18 protein-coding genes and 1 pseudogene are annotated in these 19518 nt (G+C 65.5%); 6 read left to right on the forward strand and 13 right to left on the reverse strand.

Translation table 11 applies throughout. From position 1 onward, the window contains the following. Positions 1-4: 4 nt before the first annotated feature. From tssE to tssB, 5 genes are all read right to left on the reverse strand, one after another. Positions 5-508: a type VI secretion system baseplate subunit TssE gene (tssE, locus tag FHY18_RS17820; RefSeq protein WP_259157432.1), complete on the reverse strand. Its 504-nt coding sequence runs from the start codon at positions 506-508 to the stop codon at positions 5-7. 5 nt (positions 509-513) lie between these two features. After that, complete coding sequence (locus tag FHY18_RS17825; protein ID WP_259157435.1) at positions 514-1308, reverse strand: type VI secretion system accessory protein TagJ; 795 nt, start codon at positions 1306-1308, stop codon at positions 514-516. A 208-nt stretch (positions 1309-1516) separates the two neighbouring features. Further along, complete coding sequence (locus tag FHY18_RS17830; protein WP_259157439.1) at positions 1517-2020, reverse strand: type VI secretion system tube protein Hcp; 504 nt, start codon at positions 2018-2020, stop codon at positions 1517-1519. An 83-nt stretch (positions 2021-2103) separates the two neighbouring features. Then, positions 2104-3597, reverse strand: coding sequence for a type VI secretion system contractile sheath large subunit (gene tssC / locus FHY18_RS17835; RefSeq protein WP_259157447.1), 1494 nt, complete (start codon positions 3595-3597; stop codon positions 2104-2106). A 4-nt stretch (positions 3598-3601) separates the two neighbouring features. Further along, the gene (tssB, locus tag FHY18_RS17840; RefSeq protein ID WP_008572540.1) at positions 3602-4111 is read right to left on the reverse strand and encodes a type VI secretion system contractile sheath small subunit; all 510 of its coding nucleotides are present in this window, start codon (positions 4109-4111) and stop codon (positions 3602-3604) included. 290 nt (positions 4112-4401) lie between these two features. Here tssB and tagK point away from each other — a divergent pair. After that, positions 4402-5060, forward strand: a pseudogene (gene tagK / locus FHY18_RS17845) (transcriptional regulator TagK). A 740-nt stretch (positions 5061-5800) separates the two neighbouring features. Here the strand turns inward: tagK and FHY18_RS17850 are convergent. Further along, positions 5801-6247: a universal stress protein gene (locus FHY18_RS17850; protein WP_259157464.1), complete on the reverse strand. Its 447-nt coding sequence runs from the start codon at positions 6245-6247 to the stop codon at positions 5801-5803. 188 nt (positions 6248-6435) lie between these two features. Next, positions 6436-7017, reverse strand: coding sequence for a sugar O-acetyltransferase (locus FHY18_RS17855; RefSeq protein WP_259157466.1), 582 nt, complete (start codon positions 7015-7017; stop codon positions 6436-6438). 453 nt (positions 7018-7470) lie between these two features. On the opposite strand from FHY18_RS17855, the gene FHY18_RS17860 reads away from it, so the two are divergent. After that, the gene (locus FHY18_RS17860; protein ID WP_259158434.1) at positions 7471-7695 is read left to right on the forward strand and encodes a hypothetical protein; all 225 of its coding nucleotides are present in this window, start codon (positions 7471-7473) and stop codon (positions 7693-7695) included. A 180-nt stretch (positions 7696-7875) separates the two neighbouring features. Here the strand turns inward: FHY18_RS17860 and uvrD are convergent, their stop codons facing one another. Together uvrD and FHY18_RS17870 are read right to left on the reverse strand one after the other, a co-directional pair. Further along, entirely contained in the window at positions 7876-10062 is a 2187-nt protein-coding gene (gene uvrD / locus FHY18_RS17865) for a DNA helicase II (protein WP_259157476.1), read from the reverse strand. A gap of 584 nt (positions 10063-10646) precedes the next feature. Next, positions 10647-12035, reverse strand: coding sequence for an FAD-dependent oxidoreductase (locus tag FHY18_RS17870; RefSeq protein ID WP_259157483.1), 1389 nt, complete (start codon positions 12033-12035; stop codon positions 10647-10649). 166 nt (positions 12036-12201) lie between these two features. Between FHY18_RS17870 and FHY18_RS17875 the strand changes: the two genes are divergently transcribed. Next, the gene (locus tag FHY18_RS17875) at positions 12202-12597 is read left to right on the forward strand and encodes a VOC family protein (protein WP_259157484.1); all 396 of its coding nucleotides are present in this window, start codon (positions 12202-12204) and stop codon (positions 12595-12597) included. Between the two features lie 10 nt (positions 12598-12607). On the opposite strand, the gene cls is transcribed toward FHY18_RS17875, so the two are convergent. Continuing rightward, on the reverse strand, positions 12608-14026 hold the full coding sequence (gene cls, locus FHY18_RS17880) for a cardiolipin synthase (RefSeq protein ID WP_259158444.1): 1419 nt from the start codon (positions 14024-14026) through the stop codon (positions 12608-12610). A 10-nt stretch (positions 14027-14036) separates the two neighbouring features. Continuing rightward, positions 14037-15347: a LysR family transcriptional regulator gene (locus tag FHY18_RS17885; RefSeq protein ID WP_259157491.1), complete on the reverse strand. Its 1311-nt coding sequence runs from the start codon at positions 15345-15347 to the stop codon at positions 14037-14039. A 101-nt stretch (positions 15348-15448) separates the two neighbouring features. Here FHY18_RS17885 and FHY18_RS17890 point away from each other — a divergent pair, with 101 nt between their 5' ends. From FHY18_RS17890 to FHY18_RS17900, 3 genes are all read left to right on the forward strand, one after another. After that, the gene (locus FHY18_RS17890) at positions 15449-16120 is read left to right on the forward strand and encodes a 4-carboxy-4-hydroxy-2-oxoadipate aldolase/oxaloacetate decarboxylase (protein WP_259157492.1); all 672 of its coding nucleotides are present in this window, start codon (positions 15449-15451) and stop codon (positions 16118-16120) included. Continuing rightward, complete coding sequence (locus FHY18_RS17895; RefSeq protein WP_259157496.1) at positions 16113-17168, forward strand: 4-oxalomesaconate tautomerase; 1056 nt, start codon at positions 16113-16115, stop codon at positions 17166-17168. The genes FHY18_RS17890 and FHY18_RS17895 overlap by 8 nt, the downstream gene beginning before the upstream one ends. Before the next feature lie 551 nt (positions 17169-17719). After that, positions 17720-18742 (forward strand): amidohydrolase family protein, encoded by a 1023-nt coding sequence (locus FHY18_RS17900; protein ID WP_259157497.1) that lies wholly within the window; start codon positions 17720-17722, stop codon positions 18740-18742. A gap of 352 nt (positions 18743-19094) precedes the next feature. Here the strand turns inward: FHY18_RS17900 and rpmG are convergent, their stop codons facing one another. Together rpmG and rpmB are read right to left on the reverse strand one after the other, a co-directional pair. After that, the gene (gene rpmG, locus FHY18_RS17905) at positions 19095-19262 is read right to left on the reverse strand and encodes a 50S ribosomal protein L33 (protein WP_002809462.1); all 168 of its coding nucleotides are present in this window, start codon (positions 19260-19262) and stop codon (positions 19095-19097) included. A 13-nt stretch (positions 19263-19275) separates the two neighbouring features. Then, entirely contained in the window at positions 19276-19512 is a 237-nt protein-coding gene (gene rpmB / locus FHY18_RS17910) for a 50S ribosomal protein L28 (RefSeq protein ID WP_002809459.1), read from the reverse strand. Positions 19513-19518 lie beyond the last annotated feature (6 nt).

Below are 19518 nucleotides of genomic sequence, written 5' to 3' on the forward strand. Positions count from 1 at the left end.
GGGATCAGCCGTGGCCCTCCATCACTTCAAGCCGGCCGGTTTCCAGGTCCAGTGCGGTCTTCAGATACAGGTTCAACGGCAGCGGCTGCGCCCACATCTCCGATTGAATGGTGAACAGCAGCGAGCGCTTGTCCATGCGCGCGGTGTCGGCATGCACGCTTACGCGCAAGGTGTCGGCGATCAGGCGTGGCTCGAAGGCCAGGATGGCGTCGCGAATGCGCTGCTGCAGCGCGGCCGCATCGATCCCGGACACGGCTGCGCCGGCCAGATCCGGGATGCCGAAGTTGAGCACCGAGCGACGGATCTGCGGATGCGCGTCCAGCGGCCGGCTGGTTTCCAGATTGACCGCGTTCAACAGCCACGACAGATCGCGGATCACGCACTCGCGCAGACGTGTGGCCGAGATCACGCGTTGCTCGCGGCTCTCTTCGCGCTGGCTGGGTGCGGCATCGGTGAGCCGGTCCAGCAACGAGGGCTGCAGGCGTTCGGTGGTGGTGAGCTCGGCCATGACGATCAATACGCGTCGAACTGCAGCTCGCGCACCTCGAGCAGCGCAACCTCGCGCGACTCGGTGCCGAGCATACGTTGGCCCAGGCCGATTTCGCCTTGCGCACCTTCGGTCCATTCGGTGCGGCGCGCCAGTTGCAGCTCGCCCGCATCCAGATGTTCGCTACCGGGATATCGCACCGGCATATACCCAAATGCCTGGCCGCCATTGCGCCACAGCACGCTCACCGGCGCCCACACGGTGTCGCGCAGGTCCACCGGCGCTTCGAAGCGCAGCTGATGGATGTGCTGCAACGGTGCCCAGGCATAGCCGCTGTCGAGCATCAGTTCGATACATGGCCCGAAGCGTGCATCGGCATCGGACAGCCATTCGAAGCGCTCGCCATCGAGCACGCCCGCGCTTGCCGGTGCCAGTTCGAAGGCATGCGCACGCAACGCGTTCGCCTGCGCGCCATGGCCTTGCGCCGATAGCCGCAGCGCCTGCAGATGCAATGCCAGCCACTCGGCCGGCTCGCCGATCACGTGCGGCAATTGGGTGCCGGCAAACACCTGCGCCCGTGTCTGTTCGCCCTGCAGCACGGTGAGATACGTCTGCACCAGCGGCTGGGTGGTGCCATCCAGCTCGCCGCAGGCACGCAACTGGTCGGCCGCACGCGACCATTGGCCCAGCACGGCCAGCAACTGAAACAGGAACACGCGCTGCGCAGCATCGGCCGGTTGCCGACGTACCTGCTGCACCAGCTGTTGCAATGCCTGCGCCGGCTCGCCGCGGGCAAGCAGGGTCTGTGCGGTGGCATCCATCGCGCGTGTCCTTGTCGAAGAAGGTGGCGGTGTCATCGTCGACACCGCCGGTGATTGCATTGCAGGCATCGGGTACAGCAGCACACCCTCGCGCGCGGTTGCCGGAGAACCGAGGGCGACGCGATGCAGCCGGCATGAACGCGTGGCGCATGCCGATCTCCCATCCGCTTCGCCATCCGGCGATCGCGCACGCGGTCTGCGTGGCGCGTTATGCCTTGGCGACGCCCTGGATGTCGTAAGTGAATTCCTTCGCCCCGCCCTGCGCCGTGCCCTTGTCGTCCTGCGGCTGGAAGCCGTACTTGAACTTGCCGAAGTGCAGCGTCACGTTTTCGGTCAGCCGATCTTCGCCACCGGAGCCGCCGGTGGACAGCGAGGTGATCAGCACGCCTTCGCTCAGCTCCAGCGTAAGGAAGTCGCTCTGCTCGCCGGTGGCGTTGGTGACGTATAGCCAGGCGTTTTCCACGCGTGCACCGGTGCACACTGCATCCAGCAGCGCGTTGGAGCAGCCGTCCACGTACTTGGTGATGGAAATGTCCTGCACGTGCGCCTTGCCGCCGCTGGCCGAACCGCCGCCGGTATGCAGGTCGCCGGAATTGCTCGCGCCCCACGACCACGCCAGGATCGGGATCTCGCCCTTGTGCTTCTTGTGGTTGGACGCGCCTTCGATCTTGACCTTGCCGCTGCCGAACTTGATGTGCATGTCGAACGCCATGGAACTGCTCCTTCAATGAAAGTGACAACACAGGGGTGGCGCAACGCGCAGTGGCGTCGTGCCCGTGACGCGAATGCGTCGGATCAGGCCTTGGCGGCCGAGGGCAGGCGCGAGACCAACCGCAGCGACACGGTCAGGCCCTCCAGCTGGTAATGCGGCTTGAGGAAGAACTTGGAGCTGTAATAGCCCGGTGCGCCTTCCACCTCTTCCACCACCACTTCGGCAGCAGCCAGCGGCTTGCGTGCCTTGGTTTCTTCGCTGGAGTTGGACGGGTCGCCATCGATGTACTGGGTCACCCAACGCGTCAGCCAGCTCTGCATCTGCTCGCGGTCGGAGAACGAACCGATCTTGTCGCGCACGATGCACTTGAGGTAATGCGCAAACCGGCAGCACGCAAACATGTACGGCAGACGCGCCCCCAGTGCGGCATTGGCGGTGGCATCCGGGTCGTCGTATTCGTCGGGCTTGTTCAAGGACTGCGCGCTGATGAAGGCGGCCATGTCCGAGTTCTTGCGATGCACCAGCGGCATCAGGCCCATCTTGTCCAGCTCGGCCGAACGGCGGTCGGTGATCGCCACTTCGGTCGGGCACTTCATGTCCACACCACCGTCGTCGGTGGGGAAGGTATGCGTGGGCAAGCCTTCCACCGCACCGCCGGATTCGATGCCGCGAATGCGCGAGCACCAGCCGTACTGCTTGAACGAGCGGTTGATGTTCACCGCCATCGCATAGGCCGCGTTTTGCCAGGTGTATTTGCCGGAATCGGCGCCGGTGGTGTCTTCTTCGAAATCGAACTCGTCCAACGGGCTGGTGGACGCGCCGTAGGGCAGGCGCGAGAGCGTGCGCGGCATCGCCAGACCTATGTACTTGGAGTCTTCGGACTCGCGCAGCGAGCGCCATGCGGCGTAATCGGGCGTGGAAAAGATCTTGGCCAGATCGCGCGGGTTGGACAGCTCGTTCCAGTTGTCCATGCCCATCAGTTTGGGCGCGGCTGCGGCAATGAACGGGGCATGCGCGGCCGCGGCAACCTGTGCGATGCCGTTGAGCAGCTCCACATCCGGGGGGCTCTGGTCGAAGTAGTAATCGCCGACCAGACAGCCATACGGCTCGCCGCCGAGCTGACCGTATTCCTGCTCGTAGACCTTCTTGAAGATCGGGCTCTGGTCCCAGGCGGTGCCCTTGTAGCGCTTGAGCACCTTGCCCAGTTCCTTCTTGCTGATGTTCAGCACGCGGATCTTGAGCTGCTGGTCGGTCTCGGTGTTATTGACCAGGTAATGCAGGCCGCGCCAGGCGCCTTCCAGCTGCTGCAGATCGGCGTGATGCAGGATCTGGTTGAGCTGCTGGGTGAGCGTGCGGTCGATCTCCGCGATATAGGCCTTGATGGTTTGCGAGACGTCTTCGCTGACCACATCGCTGCGGTTGAGCACCTGCTCGGCGAGCGTGCGTACCGCCGCTTCCACTTCTTCCTTGGCGCGTTCGCTCTTGGGGCGGAACTCGCGATTGAGCAGCGCGGCAAAATCGCCCTGCTCGCTGGTTTCGGTACTGCTGCTGGCCAGTGCGGCTTCGGTGGCGGACATGGCGTCAGGCTCCTTCCGGCTCGGAGGCCGGCTTGGCCGCCGATACCAGCGACTGCAGCAATGCCGGGTCGCGGATGGCATTGGCAATCAACTGCTCTGCGCCGGCCTTGCCGTCCATATAGGTGTCCAGGTTGGCCAGCTGCGTGCGTGCCTCGAGCAACTTGGCCAGCGGCGCGACCTTGCGCGCAATGGCGGCCGGCGAAAAGTCGTCCATGCTTTCGAAGGTGATATCCACCGCCAGCTCGCCTTCGCCGGTGAGCGTATTGGGCACCTTGAACTGCGCGCGCGGGCGCATCGACTGCAGGCGGCTGTCGAAATTGTCGACATCGATCTCCAATGCCTTGCGCTCGTCCAGCGACGGCAGCTCGCCGGCGTTGGCGCCGGACAGGTCCGACATCACGCCCATCACGAACGGAATTTGCACCTTCTTCTGCGCGCCGTAGACCTCCACGTCGTATTCGATCTGCACGCGTGGCGCCCGGTTGCGGGCGATGAACTTCTGACTGCTGGCCATGCCTGATCTCCGATTGAGCTTGCCCGTTGCGCCAACGTGCGGGGCACGTGCGCTGTCTTGTGGCCTGGATATCGCCGGCCCGGCCGATCGCCTGGAGCCTGCGTGCGACGCCGGTGCTGCGGGCCTGCCCGCAACTGCCGCACCACGCGGACCCAAGCGACAGGCCGTGCGATGACGCCTCTTCAGCGTTGCGGCGAGTCTAGGAATGCCCTTGCACGCTCACCCGACAAATCGTCTCAATCGTGCCGATGCGTGATGCGCGGCCGACTTCGTGAAAGAAACGTGATGGGTTGGCAATGCTTTTTTCGGTTGATCAAAGGACAGGCCCCGGGGAGTGGGCCGCAGGCAGTACCGCATGAGCATCAGCTACTACAGCGCCATCGTTCCGCAAGCGTCCTCGACCATGGAGGCGCATGCGCCGCTGATGATCGATCTGCTGGCCTATATCGAGCAGCACATCGGCGAGGCCGAGCTCGGCACCGAGTCGTTGCAACAGGCGTTCGCGCTGTCGCGCGCGTCGTTGTATCGGCTGTTCCAGTCGCGTGGCGGCGTGGCCAGCTATATCCGCGAGCAGCGCCTGTGCACGGCGCACCGTTATCTGCAGGCGTATCCGGAGTGCAGCCTGACCTGGCTGCTGTACGAAATGGGGTTTGCCTCGGAGCGGCAGTTCCAGCGCGCCTTCCAGCAACGCTTCGGCATGCCGCCGATGCAGTGGCGCCGCCAATGCCGTGCCACGCCGCACGCACCGGCACCGCGCCGCGGCCACTACATGCCGATGTGGCGCTTCATGCGCGAACTGAACCACGAGGTGCTGCCCGAGCGCGCATCGCTGCGCAATGGTGTGCTCACGCCCACCGCAGGCTCGCCGCTGGTGCATGCCGAAGCGCTGCGCCGGCTCGCCCGGCCGGCGCCACGCTTTGCCGCGCAGCTGGAACCGCTGGAGGGCTGAGCGCAGTGGTTTGCGTAGGAGCGCACCTGGGCGCGATGCGGCATTCCCGGTAGCGCCACGTCGCGCCCGGGTACGCTCCTACAACCACGCGTATGGATCAGACCGCGCACCTGCTGATCGCGGTCCTGCCTACTTCGTGTACACCGCAAGCCCTGGACGCTGCGTAGGAGCGCACCTGGGCGCGATACGGCATTCCCGGTAACGCCACGTCGCGCCCGGGTACGCTCCTACAACCACTCGTATGGATCAGACCGCGCACCTGCTGATCGCGGTCCTGCCTACTTCGTGTATACAGCAAGCCCTGGACGCTGCGTAGGAGCGCACCTGGGCGCGATACGGCATTCCCGGTAACGCCACATCGCGCCCGGGTGCGCTCCTACAACCACGCGTATGGATCAGACCGCGCACCTGCTGATCGCGGTCCTGCCTACTTCGTGCACACCGCAAAGCCTGGACGCTGCGTAGGAGCGCACCCGGGCGCGATACGGCATTCCCGGTAACGCCACGTCGCGCCCGGGTGCGCTCCTACAACCACGCGTATGGATCAGACCGCCCACCTGCTGATCGCGGTCCTGCCTCCTTCGTGTACACCGCAAGCCCTGGACGCTACGTAGGAGCGCACCTGGGCGCGATACGGCATTCCCGGTAACGCCATATCGCGCCCGGGTACGCTCCTGCATGAAACAACGCGATGGGTCGCCTGCGTACCTGCTCATCAACGCGTTCGTACCACGTCGGCCTCAGCGAATTACCAGGACCGGAATCGTGCTGTGCGTGAGCACTTCCACCGTCTGGCTACCGAGCAGCATGCGGCGCACGCCACGTCGCCCATGCGAGGTCATGATGATCAGATCGCTTTTGCATTCTTCGGCGGTCTGCACGATGCCTTCTGCCGCGAAGCGGTCCAGCACATGCCGTGACGTGGCCTTGATATTGGCGGCTGCCGCCAGTTCCAGCGCAGGACGCAGGATCTTCTCGGCAGCGGCTTCGCGCTCGGTGCGGTATTCCGGACTCGCCTCGTACCCCACGCTCCAACCCATCGCGTCATACATGCCCATCGCCCACGGCTCGGACACGGTGACGATGTCGACCTTGGCACCGGTGGCCTTGGCCAGTTCCAGCCCTTGAAACAAGCCGCGATGCGACAACTCGGATGCATCGATGGCGATGAGAATACGTTTGTACATGGTGACCTCCTGCAAAGATGGCATTGCTGCCGTTTGTGGTGCCGGACTCACGGTGACAGGCGCTGGTGCTGGTTGCCTTGATGTAGATCAATGCTGCAAAGGCTGGCGTGGCACTTAATGTTGTTCTGCTACGACGTGCACTGCATGCAAGGCCGATCACAGCGCATGCAGCGCGTCGCTCAATCCGCTCAATCCGTCGCCGCGGCATCCGGATCGGGCCGCATCCCTCGCAAACGCGCGGGGTTGCCCACTGCCGTCGCACCCGCCGGCACGTCGCGGGTGACCACCGCACCGGCGCCGATCAATGCATCGTCGCCAATGCTCACGCCCGGCAAGATGATGGCCCCGCCACCGATCCACACGTTGCGCCCGATGCGGATCGGCCTCCCGAATTCCAGGCCGCTGGCACGCCCCACGGCATCACGCGGGTGATCGGCAGCGTAGATCTGCACACCGGGGCCGATCTGCGTGCCGTCGCCAATGCTCACCTCGCAGATATCCAGGATCACGCAGTTGAAGTTGAGGAACACGCCCGCACCCAGGCGGATGTTGTAGCCGTAGTCGCAATGAAACGGCGCACGAATCACCGCACCTTCGCCCACCTCGGCCAGGCGATCCTGCAACAATGCATGTCGCTGTGCCGCCGTCTGCACTACAGCCGCGTTGTAGCGCAGCATCCACTCGGCCGCGGCCGCTTGATCGGCCTGCAGCTGCGCGTCGGTAGCGCTGTACAGTTCGCCTGCCAGCATCTTCTGTTTTTCCGTCTGCATGCCGTCACGTACCTGTGCAATCAAGTGACGCCAGGGTGGCATGGATGCATCATCGCGCGCATCGAGCGATGCACAAATTGTCCTGGTGACCGGGCCATAGCGGCTCACAGAACGTCGTGATCGGTCGACGAATGGAGGCTACTGGCGCATCAAACACCAGAGTGGAACGGCCAATGCAGATTTTGAACACCGACCGCATCGACTTGGCGGCTGTGTCGCCATTTTTTGCTTGCCGCACACATTGCGATGCCGTTGTGCCAACATCGATATTCCTGACCATGCCATTCAGGCACGGCCACGCTCACGGATGACGCCATGACACGACTTGTATTCACTTGCATTGCATTGCTGCTGTCTGCATGCCTGAGCTGCTCTGCACACGCAACGGCCTCACTTTCTTTCGAAGAAAGTGGGTACTCCATAATGTTTGAAGTCGGGCGCAGCACCCCACCAGTGATCGCCAGTCTTCGCTTCAACGCGCCTGGCGACAGCGAGGGCGTGTGGTTGCGGAGCGGGTTCCAGGTCAAGACGTTCGATACCAAGCGCAGAATACTCCGCCTGATTTACACGGGACACGACAAGCGTGTTCCGCCATTTACCCTGGTCGTGCTCGCCAACAAGTCGACACTTACCGTGGAAGGCAAGCAGATCAACTCCGCCTTCAGTTGGGAGATGTAAGCGCGCGAGGCCAGCAACGGAGGCGACGCTTCATCCGGTGATCGCTTGCCGTCTGCAATCACACAGTCTTGACTCAGCGCGTGATTTGCACCGGCGGCCGGCTCCTCTGCCTCAACGCACAGTGCAAACGCACACCGTCTTGGCCTGAAGAAAATGCAATCGCAGGCGAATGCAAACTAGCTACACCACCGTCAAATTCGCGTACGCCATCACCAGCCACTTGGCACCGACTTCGTCGAACTGCACCTGCACGCGGGCATGCGCACCGGCGCCTTCGTAGTCGACGACCACGCCGCCACCGAAGGTAGGGTGCTCGACGTTGGCACCGAGTTTGATCGGCGCGGTCTCCACGATTCCGTGCACCGGGCCGCCACGCGCTGCGCCCAGCGAGGCGGTGCGCGAGACCTGCACCTTGGGGCGCACTTCGTTCAACAACTCGCGTGGAATCTCGCGCAGGAACCGCGACGGGACGTTGTAGTTGTCCTGGCCGTGGATGCGTCGCGATTCGGCGTAGCACAGCACCAGCTTCTGGCGCGCGCGGGTAATGCCCACATACGCCAGGCGCCGCTCTTCTTCCAGCCGGCCGCTTTCTTCCAGCGAACGCGCGCTCGGGAACAGGCCATCTTCCAGGCCGACCAGAAACACGATGGGGAATTCCAGACCCTTGGCCGAATGCAGCGTCATCAGCTGCACGCCTTCTTCGCCGGCCTGTGCCTGGCCTTCGCCGGCTTCCAGCGAGGCGTAGGCCAGAAACGCGACCAGCTCGGTCATGCCCTGGCTGTCTTCGTCATCGGGCCGAGTGAAGCGCGAGGCCACCGACACCAGTTCGTCCAGGTTCTCGGTGCGCGATTCCGAATCCAGCCCGCCGCGGCTTTCCTTGGCCCAATGCTCGCGCAGGCCCGAGCGCATCAGCACATGGTCGATGCGTTCGGCCAATTCCATTTCGCCGGTTTCGGCGTGCAGCTGGCCGACCAGGCTCAGGAAGGTGGCCAAGGCATTGCGCGCACGTGCGGCCAGACCGTTTTCCTGCGTGGCCAGCATCGCCGCTTCCCACAACGACAGCGCGTTGGCGCGTGCCAGGCGGCGCACTTCGTCCAGCGTACGGTCGCCGATGCCGCGCGTGGGCGTATTGACCGCGCGCTCGAACGCGGCGTCGTCGCTGCGATTGGTGAGCAGGCGAAGGTACGCCAGCGCATCCTTGATTTCGGCACGCTCGAAAAAGCGCATGCCGCCGTACACGCGGTACGGCAATTGCTCGGAAATCAGTGCCTCTTCCAGCGCGCGCGACTGCGCGTTACTGCGATACAGCACCGCCACTTCGCCGTAGCTGCCGCCGTCGCGCACCCACTGGCGCGCGCGCTCCACCGCGTAGCGCGCCTCGTCGACCTCGTTGTAGGCCGCGTACAGATCGATCGGGTCGCCATCGCCGGAATCGGTCCACAGCTGCTTGCCGATGCGGTCCGGATTGTGCGCGATCACCGCATTGGCCGCGCCCAGGATGTTGGCGCTGGAGCGGTAGTTCTGCTCCAGCCGCACGGTCTGCGCGCCGGGGAAATCCTTGAGGAACTTCTGCACGTTCTCGACCTTGGCACCGCGCCAGCCATAGATGGCCTGGTCGTCGTCGCCGACCACGAACACGTGCCCGGTCTCGCCGGCGAGCACGCGCACGAAGGCGTACTGGATGGCGTTGGTGTCCTGGAACTCGTCGACCAGGATCTCGCGGAAGCGCGCACGGTAATGCGCCAGCAAGGCCGGAGTGTCGCGCAGCAGTTCGTGCGCGCGCAGCAGCAGCTCTGCGAAATCCAGCAGGCCGGAGCGGTCGCAGCGTTCCTGGTAGGCCGCGTACACCTGCCGGCGTACCTCGGTCCAGTCGTCGTTGGGCTCGGGCTGGATATGCTGCGGACGGCGGCCCTCGTCCTTCTGCTCGTTGATCCACCAGCTCATCTGCTTGGGCGGATACTTGCTCTCGTCCAGTTCCAGCGCCTGCACCACGCGCTTGACCAGCCGCAGCTGGTCGTCGCTGTCCATGACCTGGAAACCTTCGGGCAGCCGCGCGTCCTGCCAATGCAAACGCAGCAGCCGATGCGCCAGCCCGTGGAAGGTGCCGATCCACATGCCGCGGCTGCCGTTACGCAACTGCAGGTCGGTGCGGTGGCGCATTTCGCCGGCGGCCTTGTTGGTGAAGGTCACCGCAAAGATGCCGTGGTTGGGCACGCCCTGGACTTCGTTGAGCCAGGCGATGCGATGGATCAGCACGCGCGTCTTGCCGGAGCCGGCGCCGGCCAGCACGAGGTAATGCCCCGGCGGCGCGGAAACGGCCTCGCGCTGGGCGGGGTTTAAATGATCGAGCAAATGAGAGACATCCACCGGCGCATTTTACCGGTTGTGGCGTCGCTGCGGCTGAGATTGCGATGAAGCGGTTGGGATTGCTGCCCCCATTCGCCCTTCGGGCACCTTCCCCCGCAGGCGGGAGAAGGGAGAAGGCAGGCCGCTGGTTGCTCTGTCACCTACAAGAGAAGGCAGGCCGCTGGTTGCTCTGTCACCTGCAAGAGAAGGCAGGCCGCTGGTTGCTCTGTCACCTGCAAGAGAAGGCAGGCCGCTGGTTGCTCTGTCACCTGCAAGAGAAGGCAGGACATTGGTTGATCTGCCGCTTGCGAGAGAAGCCAGGACGTTGATTACTCTGCCGCTTGCAGGAGAAGCCAGCACGTTGGATGTTTTCCCGCCTGCAAGGGAGCGCAGGCAGATGCTTGCCGTGGCAGAGCCCCTCTCCCGCCTGCGGGAGAGGGGTTGGGGTGAGGGCACGAGGCGCAGCCACGACGCAGTGCATGCGGGTCACCCGAGGCTTTGCTCGCACCCTCATCGGGCGCTAAGGGTCGCCTTCGCCCATCGAAGAGGCCAATGTCGCGGCCGGAGACGCCAGCCAAGCTGCTTTTCCTGTCCCCACACGCCTATCAGCGCTCCAGCAGCACATCGCGCGCGATCGCCGCTGCCTGCTCACGCAACTCCGGCACCGCCAGGCTCTCCCACAGCGCGCCGATGCGCAGGCTGCCGATCACCCGCAGGCGCGGGTTCGTCTGACCGTCGGCATTGATCAGGCTGCCATCGGCAGCGGTGTCAACGCCGATGCCGTGCGGGCCGGCCATCGCGATGCCTTGCCCCAGCAACTGCTGCAGCAACGGGTTTCGCATTGCCTGCACGCGCATTTCCACGCCGGTGGCATTGACCAGCGTCTGCACGTCCAGCTGCAATGCATGCCCGGCACGGGCAGCGCCCGCACTTACGCGCACGCATGCACCGACCTCAAATGCCACATCCAGCCGCGCGCGATGCAGCTGCAGTTGCCCGCGCGCCTGCATCGCCTGCAACTGCGCATGCACCGGCGCGGCAATGCGATGGCGATGCACATCCCAGTAACGCACCACATGCCGCAGGAAACGGCGCTGATCGGCTACGGACAAGGTCTGCCACAAGGCCTGGCTCAGGGGCCGGATGCGTTCCATCACCCCCTGCCACGGCAGCCCCTGCGCCAGCGCCAGGCGGGCGTGCCGGCGCAACGCGCGCATGCGCGCACGCAACGGCAGCGCCAGCAGCGCTTGCGGGTCGAACGCGGCCACCGCGCCATGCGCATGCGGCAAGGGCAACAGCCCGTGCCGCGACACCACATGCACCGCGCCGCGATGGGCCTGCGCAGCCAGCGTCACCACCGTGTCGGCCATGCTCAGGCCGGAGCCGACGATGCACACCGCGGCGTCCTGCGGCAACGCGGCCACCGCCTCGGTGTCCCAGGCTTCCACCCGCTGCGCAGCCGACAGGCCGGTGGCGCCACGCAGCGGCAACGGGCGCAGCGCGTTGCCAACCGCAAGCACCACTGCGGCGGCCTGCAGCGTGTGCCCGTCGTCCAGGTGCAACAGCGCACCGTCTGCGTTGGGCTGCAAGGTCTGCACGCGTGCGGTACGCACGATCAGGGCAGCAGGGCTGGTCGCACGCGCGACCTGCAGACGGTCGCGTAGATAAGGCGCGTAATGCCTGCGCCCGACGAACTGTTGCGGCAGCTGCGTATCGTCCAGCTCCGGGCAAGATGCGTGCGCACGCAGATAGTCGACAAAATCCTGCGGCGCATCCACCAGCGCACTCATGCGCGCGGCCGGCACATTGAGCAGGTGTTCGGGACGCGTGGTGGAATACGCCACGCCCTCGCCCAGCAACGGGTGCGGCTCGATCAACACGATCCGTCGCAGCTCTGCGGCCTGACGCAACAGTTGCAGCGCCACCAGCACACCGGATGCGCCACCGCCGACGATGGCGATCGTTGCATCGCCGGGATCACGCACTGGATTCATTGCGGCATTGTAGGCGATGGCTGCGCCGGACCCCCGATCGCCGCGTCCCGGCTGCGCAGACGCCTCGCCGGCCGGCCCTGGGCTTGCCAGGTTTCCACGCGCCCAGCATCACCAGCGCTTACGATTGGCTGCGCACGCTCGGCAAAGGCTCTGGGAGGCCCACAGCATGTCTGTTGCATTGGTCAGGCTCATCGTCTACGTCCACGATGTCGCGGCAATCAAGGCCTTCTACCAGGCCCATTTCTCACTCCCCGTCCTCGAAGAGATCGCCGATCAGTGGGTCGTCCTGGCCGCAGGGCAGATCGAGCTGGCGCTGCACCTGGTCGGCGACAGCTACCGCCAGTTGCCGGCATCGCCGGCATCGGACCCGCCACGGCCGGCGGCAGGCTCCACCACGAAGCTGGTGTTTGCCATCACCTCGGACCTGGCGGCCCATCGCGAGCAACGCCGCAGCGCAGGCGTCCCGGTGGGCGAGCTCAAACGCTACGCCGGCTTTGCTTACCAGATGTACGACGGCCGCGACCCGGAGGGCAACGTCTTCCAGGTGATGCGCCTGGACTGACGTAAGGCCGCTACATCAATGCATCGGCCAGGCGTGCGATGCCTTCGCGGCTGCGGCGCCAGGCCGGACGGCGGCGCCACTGTTCCAGGTCCAGCGCACGCGCATTGGCCAGATAATCCTGTTCGATCTCGCGTAGCCGCTGCACCACGCCCCGGTCGTAGCAGAGCATGCCGATCTCGGCATTGAGCGCGAACGAGCGGATGTCCAGATTGATCGAGCCGACCAGGGCGATGTCCTGGTCCATGCTCAGATGTTTGGCATGCAGGAAGTGGGGACGGTATAGCGCAATCTTCACCCCACAGCGCAGCAACTCCTCGAAATACGCTTCCTGCGCCCATGCCGCCAGGACCTGGTTGTTGCTCTCCGACAGGATCAGCTGCACATCCACGCCCGAGACCGCGGCGATGCGTAGCGCACTCAGCAAGGCTTCGTCGGGAACGAAGTACGGCGTCACCAGCACCACCTTGCGCCGCGCCAGATGGATCACCGCATTGATCGCATCACGCGCGTTTTCGAACGGATATGCCGGCCCGCTGGGCAACAGCTGGGTGGCGATGTTGGCCTCACATACCGGCGCATCCGGCCAGACATCCAGCCGCTGGCCGGTTTCGGTGAACCAGTCGCTGGCGAACACCGCTTCCAGATGATTGACCACCGGCCCGCGCACACGCGCCACCAGCTCGCGATTGGGCACACCGTCGATGAAGCCGGCGTCGGCCAGATTCTGCGAGCCGACAAAGCCCACCTGGTTGTCGATCACCGCGATCTTGCGGTGATTGCGCAGATCCATGCGCCCGCTGCGGCGCCAGCGCAGGCCACCGGGCAGCACCGCCAACACCTCGATGCCCTCGGCCTGCAGGCGCTTGCGATAACGCCGCAGGCCGCGCTTGGCGCCCACCGCATCGAGCAGCACGCGGCAGCACACGCCGCGCGCGCTTGCCCGTTGCAACGCTGCCACCACCGCATCGCCCACCGCATCGTCGAACATCAGGTAATACAGCAGATGCACGCGCTGTTCGGCCGCATCGATCGCAGTGATCAGGGCCTGCAGCGACTGCGCGTAGTCGTCGAGCAATTCCACCGCATTGCCCAGGGTCGGCATGAAATCGCCCTGCCGTTCGATCAGCGGCACCACCTCGGCGCTGCTGGTATCGGCCTGCGGCGTCCAGCGCAACGCATGCAAGGGCAGCTGCTGTTCGCGGATCACCTGCGAGGCGGTGGCCTGTCGCTCCACGCGCAGCCGCGACACCCACGGTTGGCCGAGCAGCAGATACAGCGGCAGGCCGGCCACCGGCACAAACCCGATCAGCAACAACCAGCTGCGCGCCGCGCCGGGGGTGGTGCGGCTGGGAATCCATAGCAGCGCCGCCAGGCGGATCGCCCAGTCCAGTGCCAGCAGCCAGGTGCCTTGCGACCAGTCGGGCATCAGCGCTCCATGTTCATGATGAAGCCGATTCTGACCCGGCTGCGGGTAAACGCAACGGCGCAGTGCCTGCCGGCTGGATGCAATGGCGAAACGGGCCGGCATCTGCCGACCCAGGATGCACGCGCTCGGCGCACACCTGCCGCAGCGTCTGCACGAAGGCAGTCTGCGCACGCGTGGGGTGCCAGTCGCTGCGCGTGGTCATGCCGATCTGCCGACGCAAGCGCGGCCCGGCGCTGCCGATCTCGCACAACAGGCCGGCGCGGCGCTCGAACAGGAACTGGTCCCGCGACATCAGGGTCAGCCAGTCGTCTTCCAGCAGCAGCCCGCGCACGGTGAGCTCCGCACCGCATTCGATGCGTAGCGGCGGCGGCTGCAGCTGCCGATCGCGGAACATGCGTTCCCAGCGCTCGCGCACCGGCGTGCCCGCTGCGGCCATCACCCATGGGTAGTCGAGCAGCTGCGCAAAGGCGTACGCCTTGCCGGCCAACGGGTGCCCGCTGCGCGCCACGATCACCGGCTCGTCGTCGAACAGCGGCTCCTGCAGCACGTCGCGCACCGGCAACGGGTCGCGTAGCGCACCGATCAGCAGGTCCAGCCCGCCCTCGCGCAGATGCGCCAGCAACTGCGCATACGGGGCTTCGACCACGCTGATGCTGGCGGCCGGGTGCGCACGCGCAAACCGCGCCAGCGCCTGGGGCAGCAGGATCGCCCGCGCCAGCGGCATCACTCCCACCACCACCCGCCCGGCATCGTGCGAGCGCAGGGCGGCCACTTCGTCGAGCGCGGCACGCACCTCCGCCAGCGCCAGCCGCACCTGCCGCAGCAGCCGCTCCGCCACCGGCGTGGGCTGCATCGCCTTGCCGCGGCGCATGGTCAGCGGCACCTCGATCACATCGGCCAGTGCCTGCACTGCACGGTAGACCGCCGGCTGCGACACGCCCAGCTGCACCCCCGCCAGCGAATAGCTGCCTGCCACGTCCACCGCCACCAGTGCCTGCAGCTGTCCCAACGACACCCGCCGCTCCAGACCGGGCCGCGCCGGCAGCCGCAGCGCACGTCGCGCCACCCGGATGCCACGGTCCAGATGCGCCAGCGCGCGCGCGATCCGCGGTACCACCAACTGGGTGGCCTCGGTGGCGGCCATGCCGCCAGGCTGCCGCTCGAACAGCCGCACGCCCAGTTGCTGTTCCAGGCGGGCCACCGCCTGGGTCAGGGCCGGCTGCGACAGATTCACCTGCGGTGCGGCCGCACTGATGCTGCCAAGCCGGTGCACCACGACCAGGGCATACAGATGGCGCAGGTTCGGTTCGGGCATCGGCGGCATGCTCTAACTATAAGCAAAACCAATACGCATACCTCAAATGAATGTTGAGCTGGTTGACTCTTGCCGCTCAGACTCGGCGCAGCACTAACGAGGATGGATGGATGAGCCAGGTCGTCACCCAGGTTGCGCGCACCCCGATCGCCCTCGCGGACGGCCTGGCCCAGGCCGGCGTTGCCACGGTGCACGAGGCGCAGGGCCGCAGCGGCCTGTTGCATCACCGGTTGCGCCCGATCTACGCCGGCTGCCGCGTCGCCGGCACCGCCGTCACCGTCTCGGTTCCCCCGGGCGACAACTGGATGATGCACGTCGCCATCGAGCAACTGCAGCCCGGCGACGTGCTGGTGGTGGCGCCTACCAGCGACTGCTGCGACGGCTACTTCGGCGATCTGCTGGCCACCTCGGCGCAGGCGCGCGGCTGCCGCGGGCTGATCATCGATGCCGGTGTACGCGACGTGCGCGACCTCACCGCCATGCAATTCCCGGCCTGGAGCCGCGCCGTCTGCGCGCAGGGCACCATCAAGGAGACGCTGGGCTCGGTCAACGTACCGCTGGTCTGCGCCGGACAGCTTGTCCAGCCAGGCGATGTCGTGGTGGCCGACGACGATGGCGTGTGCGTGGTGCCGCGCGCCACGGCGGCAGAGGTATTGGCCGAAGCGCAGGCCCGCGAAGCGCGCGAACTGATCAAGCGCGAGCGCCTGGCGCGCGGCGAACTGGGGCTGGATATCTACGCCATGCGCGAGCGTCTGGCCGCCAAGGGCCTGCGCTATGTCTGAGCAGGTGCGCGCGATGTGGATGCGCGGCGGCACCTCCAAGGGCGGCTTTTTCCTGGCCGAGGACTTGCCCGTCGACACCGCCGCACGCGATGCATTCCTGCTGCGCGCCTACGGCTCGCCGGACCTGCGTCAGATCGACGGCATGGGCGGCGCCGACCCGCTCACCTCCAAGGTGGCGGTGGTGTCGCGCTCCACACGCGCCGATGCCGATGTGGACTACCTGTTCTTGCAAGTGGCGGTCGAGCAGGCGCAGGTCAGCGATGCGCAGAACTGCGGCAACATGCTGGCCGGGGTGGCCCCGTTCGCGCTGGAACGCGGCCTGCTGCCTACTCGCGACGGGCAGACCGACGTGCGCATCTTCATGCGCAACACCGGCACCCTGGCAACGGCCACCGTACGCACGCCCGGTGGCCGGGTCACTTATGCGGGCGACGCGCGCATCGACGGCGTGCCGGGCACGGCCGCGCCCATTGCCTTGGCATTCGCCGGGATTGCAGGCGCTTCCTGCGGCACGCTGTTGCCGAGCGGGCACGCCGTGGACACGCTCGATGGCGTGGCGGTAACGCTGATCGACAACGGCATGCCATGCGTGGTGATGCGCGCCGGCGATCTCGGGATCAGCGGGTATGAAGATCGCGCCACGCTGGATGCACACGAGGTTCTCAAGGCGCGGCTGGAGTCCATTCGCCTGCAGGCCGGCCCCCTGATGCAGCTGGGCGATGTCAGCGCCGCGACCGTGCCGAAGATGATGCTGGTGGCCGCGCCGCGCAACGGTGGCGCGATCACCGTGCGCTCGTTCATCCCGCACCGCTGCCATGCCTCGATCGGCGTGCTCGGCGCCGTCACCGTCGCCACGGCCTGCCTGCTGCCGGAGTCGCCCGCGCATGCACTGGCGCTGCTGCCGGGCGGCAGCATCCAGCAGTTGGAGGTCGAGCACCCCAGCGGGACGACTGGCTGCGTCATCGAACGCGATGTACACGGCGCGGTGGTACGCGCCGCAGTCGTCAGGACTGCACGCAAGTTGTTCGATGGGGTGGTGTTTGGGTGAGCATCGTTGCCAGCATCGGGCGGGCTTAGCGACCTCAACCCCGCCTGAGCAGGCGCGTTGTGGTGCGCGCCCTGCAAGCATGCGATCGTCGGTGCGCTGCCGGCGTCGCCCGCACCGCGATGCACGCGCGCGCGTGCGACGCTGCGGATCGTATCTCCGCGCAATGCCCCCCGCATCGCGGCAACGTCTTGCCTGTCCGGCGCATGTCGGGTGGTTTCGCTGCATAGGCAGCGCGGATCGGGTGCCGGTCGCGCCTGGGTGCGCTCCTACGTGGTGGGCGCATCGCGCTGCCTGGGGTGCAGGGTGAGACAGGTCAGGCTGCACCCGCGGCACGCGCAGCCTGACGCGTCGTCGTCAGACCGTCGCACACCGCCCGAAATACGTTCCGGAGCTGCGCTCGTCGATGTGGATGACGATGACGATGACGCACAGGCTCAGCGACCACACTCGACTGGCGGCTGCGCATGCACAGCGTCGACCGCCACCGCGCGCTGCATGCGTTCGCCAGGCTGCGTGCGCCGGTTCCGATTCGCACTTCAACGAGCATTGCCATGATCATCGACTGCCACGGCCACTACACCACCGCACCGGCTGCACACGATGCGTTTCGCAAGGCGCAGATTGCCCATTACAACGACGCAAGCCTGCCGGTGCCGGCCTATCCGCACATTTCCGACGATCAACTTCGCGAAAGCGTCGAACAGCATCAATTGCGCCTGCTGCGCGAGCGCGGTGCGGACATGACGATCTTCTCGCCACGTGCCAGCACCATGGCGCACCACATCGGCGATGAAGCGGTGAGCCAGGTGTGGACGCGGCATTGCAATGACCTGATCGGGCGGGTGGTGCAGCTGTATCCGCACACCTTTATCGGCGTGTGTCAGCTACCGCAGTCGCCGGGCGTGTCGATCGCACAGTCGATCAAGGAGCTGGAACGGTGCGTCACCGAGCTCGGGTTTGTCGGCTGCAACCTCAATCCCGATCCGTCCGGCGGCCACTGGACCGGCCTGCCTTTGACCGATCGCGCCTGGTACCCGTTCTTCGAAAAAATGGTCGAGCTGGATGTGCCGGCAATGGTGCACGTCTCGGGCAGTTGCAATGCCAATTTCCACGCCACCGGCGCGCACTACCTCAATGCCGACACCACCGCGTTCATGCAGTTTCTGGAAGGCGACCTGTTCGCTGATTTTCCGCAGCTGCGCTTCATCATCCCGCACGGTGGTGGCGCCGTTCCGTATCACTGGGGCCGCTTCCGCGGCCTGGCCGACATGTTGGGCAAACCGCCGTTATCCACACACGTGATGCGCAATGTCTTTTTCGACACCTGCGTGTACCACCAGCCCGGCATCGACCTGCTGTTCGAAGTCATCGACATCGACAACATCCTGTTCGGCTCGGAAATGGTCGGCGCGGTGCGCGGTATCGATCCGCAGACCGGTCACTACTTCGACGACACCAAGCGTTACATCGACGCATTGGCGATCTCCGATGCCGACAAACGCAAGGTGTTCGAAGGCAACGCGCGGCGGGTGTACCCGCGCCTGGACACACAGCTGCGTGCGCGGGGGCTGTAGCGGTGTTCCCTTCTCCCATCGGGAGAAGGTGCCCCGCAGGGGCGGATGGAGGGGCGCCTCGGAGAGCGGTCACCGCCTGCGACGTCAAACGCGTCGCCACGCGCCTTCAGAAGTAAAACACCGACTGCTTCACCTCGAACTGCAAACTACTAACGGTGTGCGCAATCAGAAAAACGACGTCTCGCTCCCTTCTCCCATCGGGAGAGGGTGCCCCGCAGGGGCGGATGTGGAGTGGCCCAGTAAGTGTGCGTATTTAAACCATTGTTGCAATCAAACCCCGCAACACTCCACAAACGCAAACACCCGCTTTTCGGCGGGTGTTTGCTTGGAAGCAGATCGCGTAATCGATGGATTACTTGATCTTGCCTTCCTTGTACATCACGTGCTTACGCACGACCGGGTCGTACTTCATCATTTCCATCTTCCCCGGAGTGTTTTTCTTGTTCTTGTCCGTGGTGTAGAAGTGGCCGGTAGCGGCCGAGGAAATCATACGAATCTTGTCACGCTTGCCTTTTGCCATGACTGCTTACTCCTCAGACCTTTTCGCCGCGCGCACGCAGCTCTTTCAGAACGGCATCGATCCCGTTCTTGTCGATGGTGCGCAATGCATGCGCGGAGACACGGAGCTTCACCCAGCGGTTTTCGCTGGCGACCCAGAAACGGCGCTCGTGCAGGTTGGGCAGGAAGCGACGACGGGTTCTGTTGTTTGCGTGGGAGACGTTGTTACCCGTCTGCACACGCTTGCCGGACACTTGGCATACGCGGGACATTACGCA

The organism is Xanthomonas sp. 3793, assembly GCF_024806835.1.
Classification (GTDB): domain Bacteria; phylum Pseudomonadota; class Gammaproteobacteria; order Xanthomonadales; family Xanthomonadaceae; genus Xanthomonas; species Xanthomonas arboricola_F.

What these genes read in the sequence shown, in the direction of transcription:
- rpmB (WP_002809459.1), bottom strand. Translation starts at nt 19,512, where the DNA reads ATGTCCCGCGTATGCCAAGTGTCCGGCAAGCGTGTGCAGACGGGTAAC.
- FHY18_RS17875 (WP_259157484.1), top strand. Translation starts at nt 12,202, where the DNA reads ATGTCTGTTGCATTGGTCAGGCTCATCGTCTACGTCCACGATGTCGCG.
- FHY18_RS17870 (WP_259157483.1), bottom strand. Translation starts at nt 12,035, where the DNA reads ATGAATCCAGTGCGTGATCCCGGCGATGCAACGATCGCCATCGTCGGC.
- FHY18_RS17850 (WP_259157464.1), bottom strand. Translation starts at nt 6,247, where the DNA reads ATGTACAAACGTATTCTCATCGCCATCGATGCATCCGAGTTGTCGCAT.
- FHY18_RS17825 (WP_259157435.1), bottom strand. Translation starts at nt 1,308, where the DNA reads ATGGATGCCACCGCACAGACCCTGCTTGCCCGCGGCGAGCCGGCGCAG.
- FHY18_RS17895 (WP_259157496.1), top strand. Translation starts at nt 16,113, where the DNA reads ATGTCTGAGCAGGTGCGCGCGATGTGGATGCGCGGCGGCACCTCCAAG.
- tssE (WP_259157432.1), bottom strand. Translation starts at nt 508, where the DNA reads ATGGCCGAGCTCACCACCACCGAACGCCTGCAGCCCTCGTTGCTGGAC.
- tssC (WP_259157447.1), bottom strand. Translation starts at nt 3,597, where the DNA reads ATGTCCGCCACCGAAGCCGCACTGGCCAGCAGCAGTACCGAAACCAGC.
- FHY18_RS17885 (WP_259157491.1), bottom strand. Translation starts at nt 15,347, where the DNA reads ATGCCGCCGATGCCCGAACCGAACCTGCGCCATCTGTATGCCCTGGTC.
- FHY18_RS17900 (WP_259157497.1), top strand. Translation starts at nt 17,720, where the DNA reads ATGATCATCGACTGCCACGGCCACTACACCACCGCACCGGCTGCACAC.
- rpmG (WP_002809462.1), bottom strand. Translation starts at nt 19,262, where the DNA reads ATGGCAAAAGGCAAGCGTGACAAGATTCGTATGATTTCCTCGGCCGCT.
- FHY18_RS17890 (WP_259157492.1), top strand. Translation starts at nt 15,449, where the DNA reads ATGAGCCAGGTCGTCACCCAGGTTGCGCGCACCCCGATCGCCCTCGCG.
- tssB (WP_008572540.1), bottom strand. Translation starts at nt 4,111, where the DNA reads ATGGCCAGCAGTCAGAAGTTCATCGCCCGCAACCGGGCGCCACGCGTG.
- FHY18_RS17855 (WP_259157466.1), bottom strand. Translation starts at nt 7,017, where the DNA reads ATGCAGACGGAAAAACAGAAGATGCTGGCAGGCGAACTGTACAGCGCT.
- FHY18_RS17830 (WP_259157439.1), bottom strand. Translation starts at nt 2,020, where the DNA reads ATGGCGTTCGACATGCACATCAAGTTCGGCAGCGGCAAGGTCAAGATC.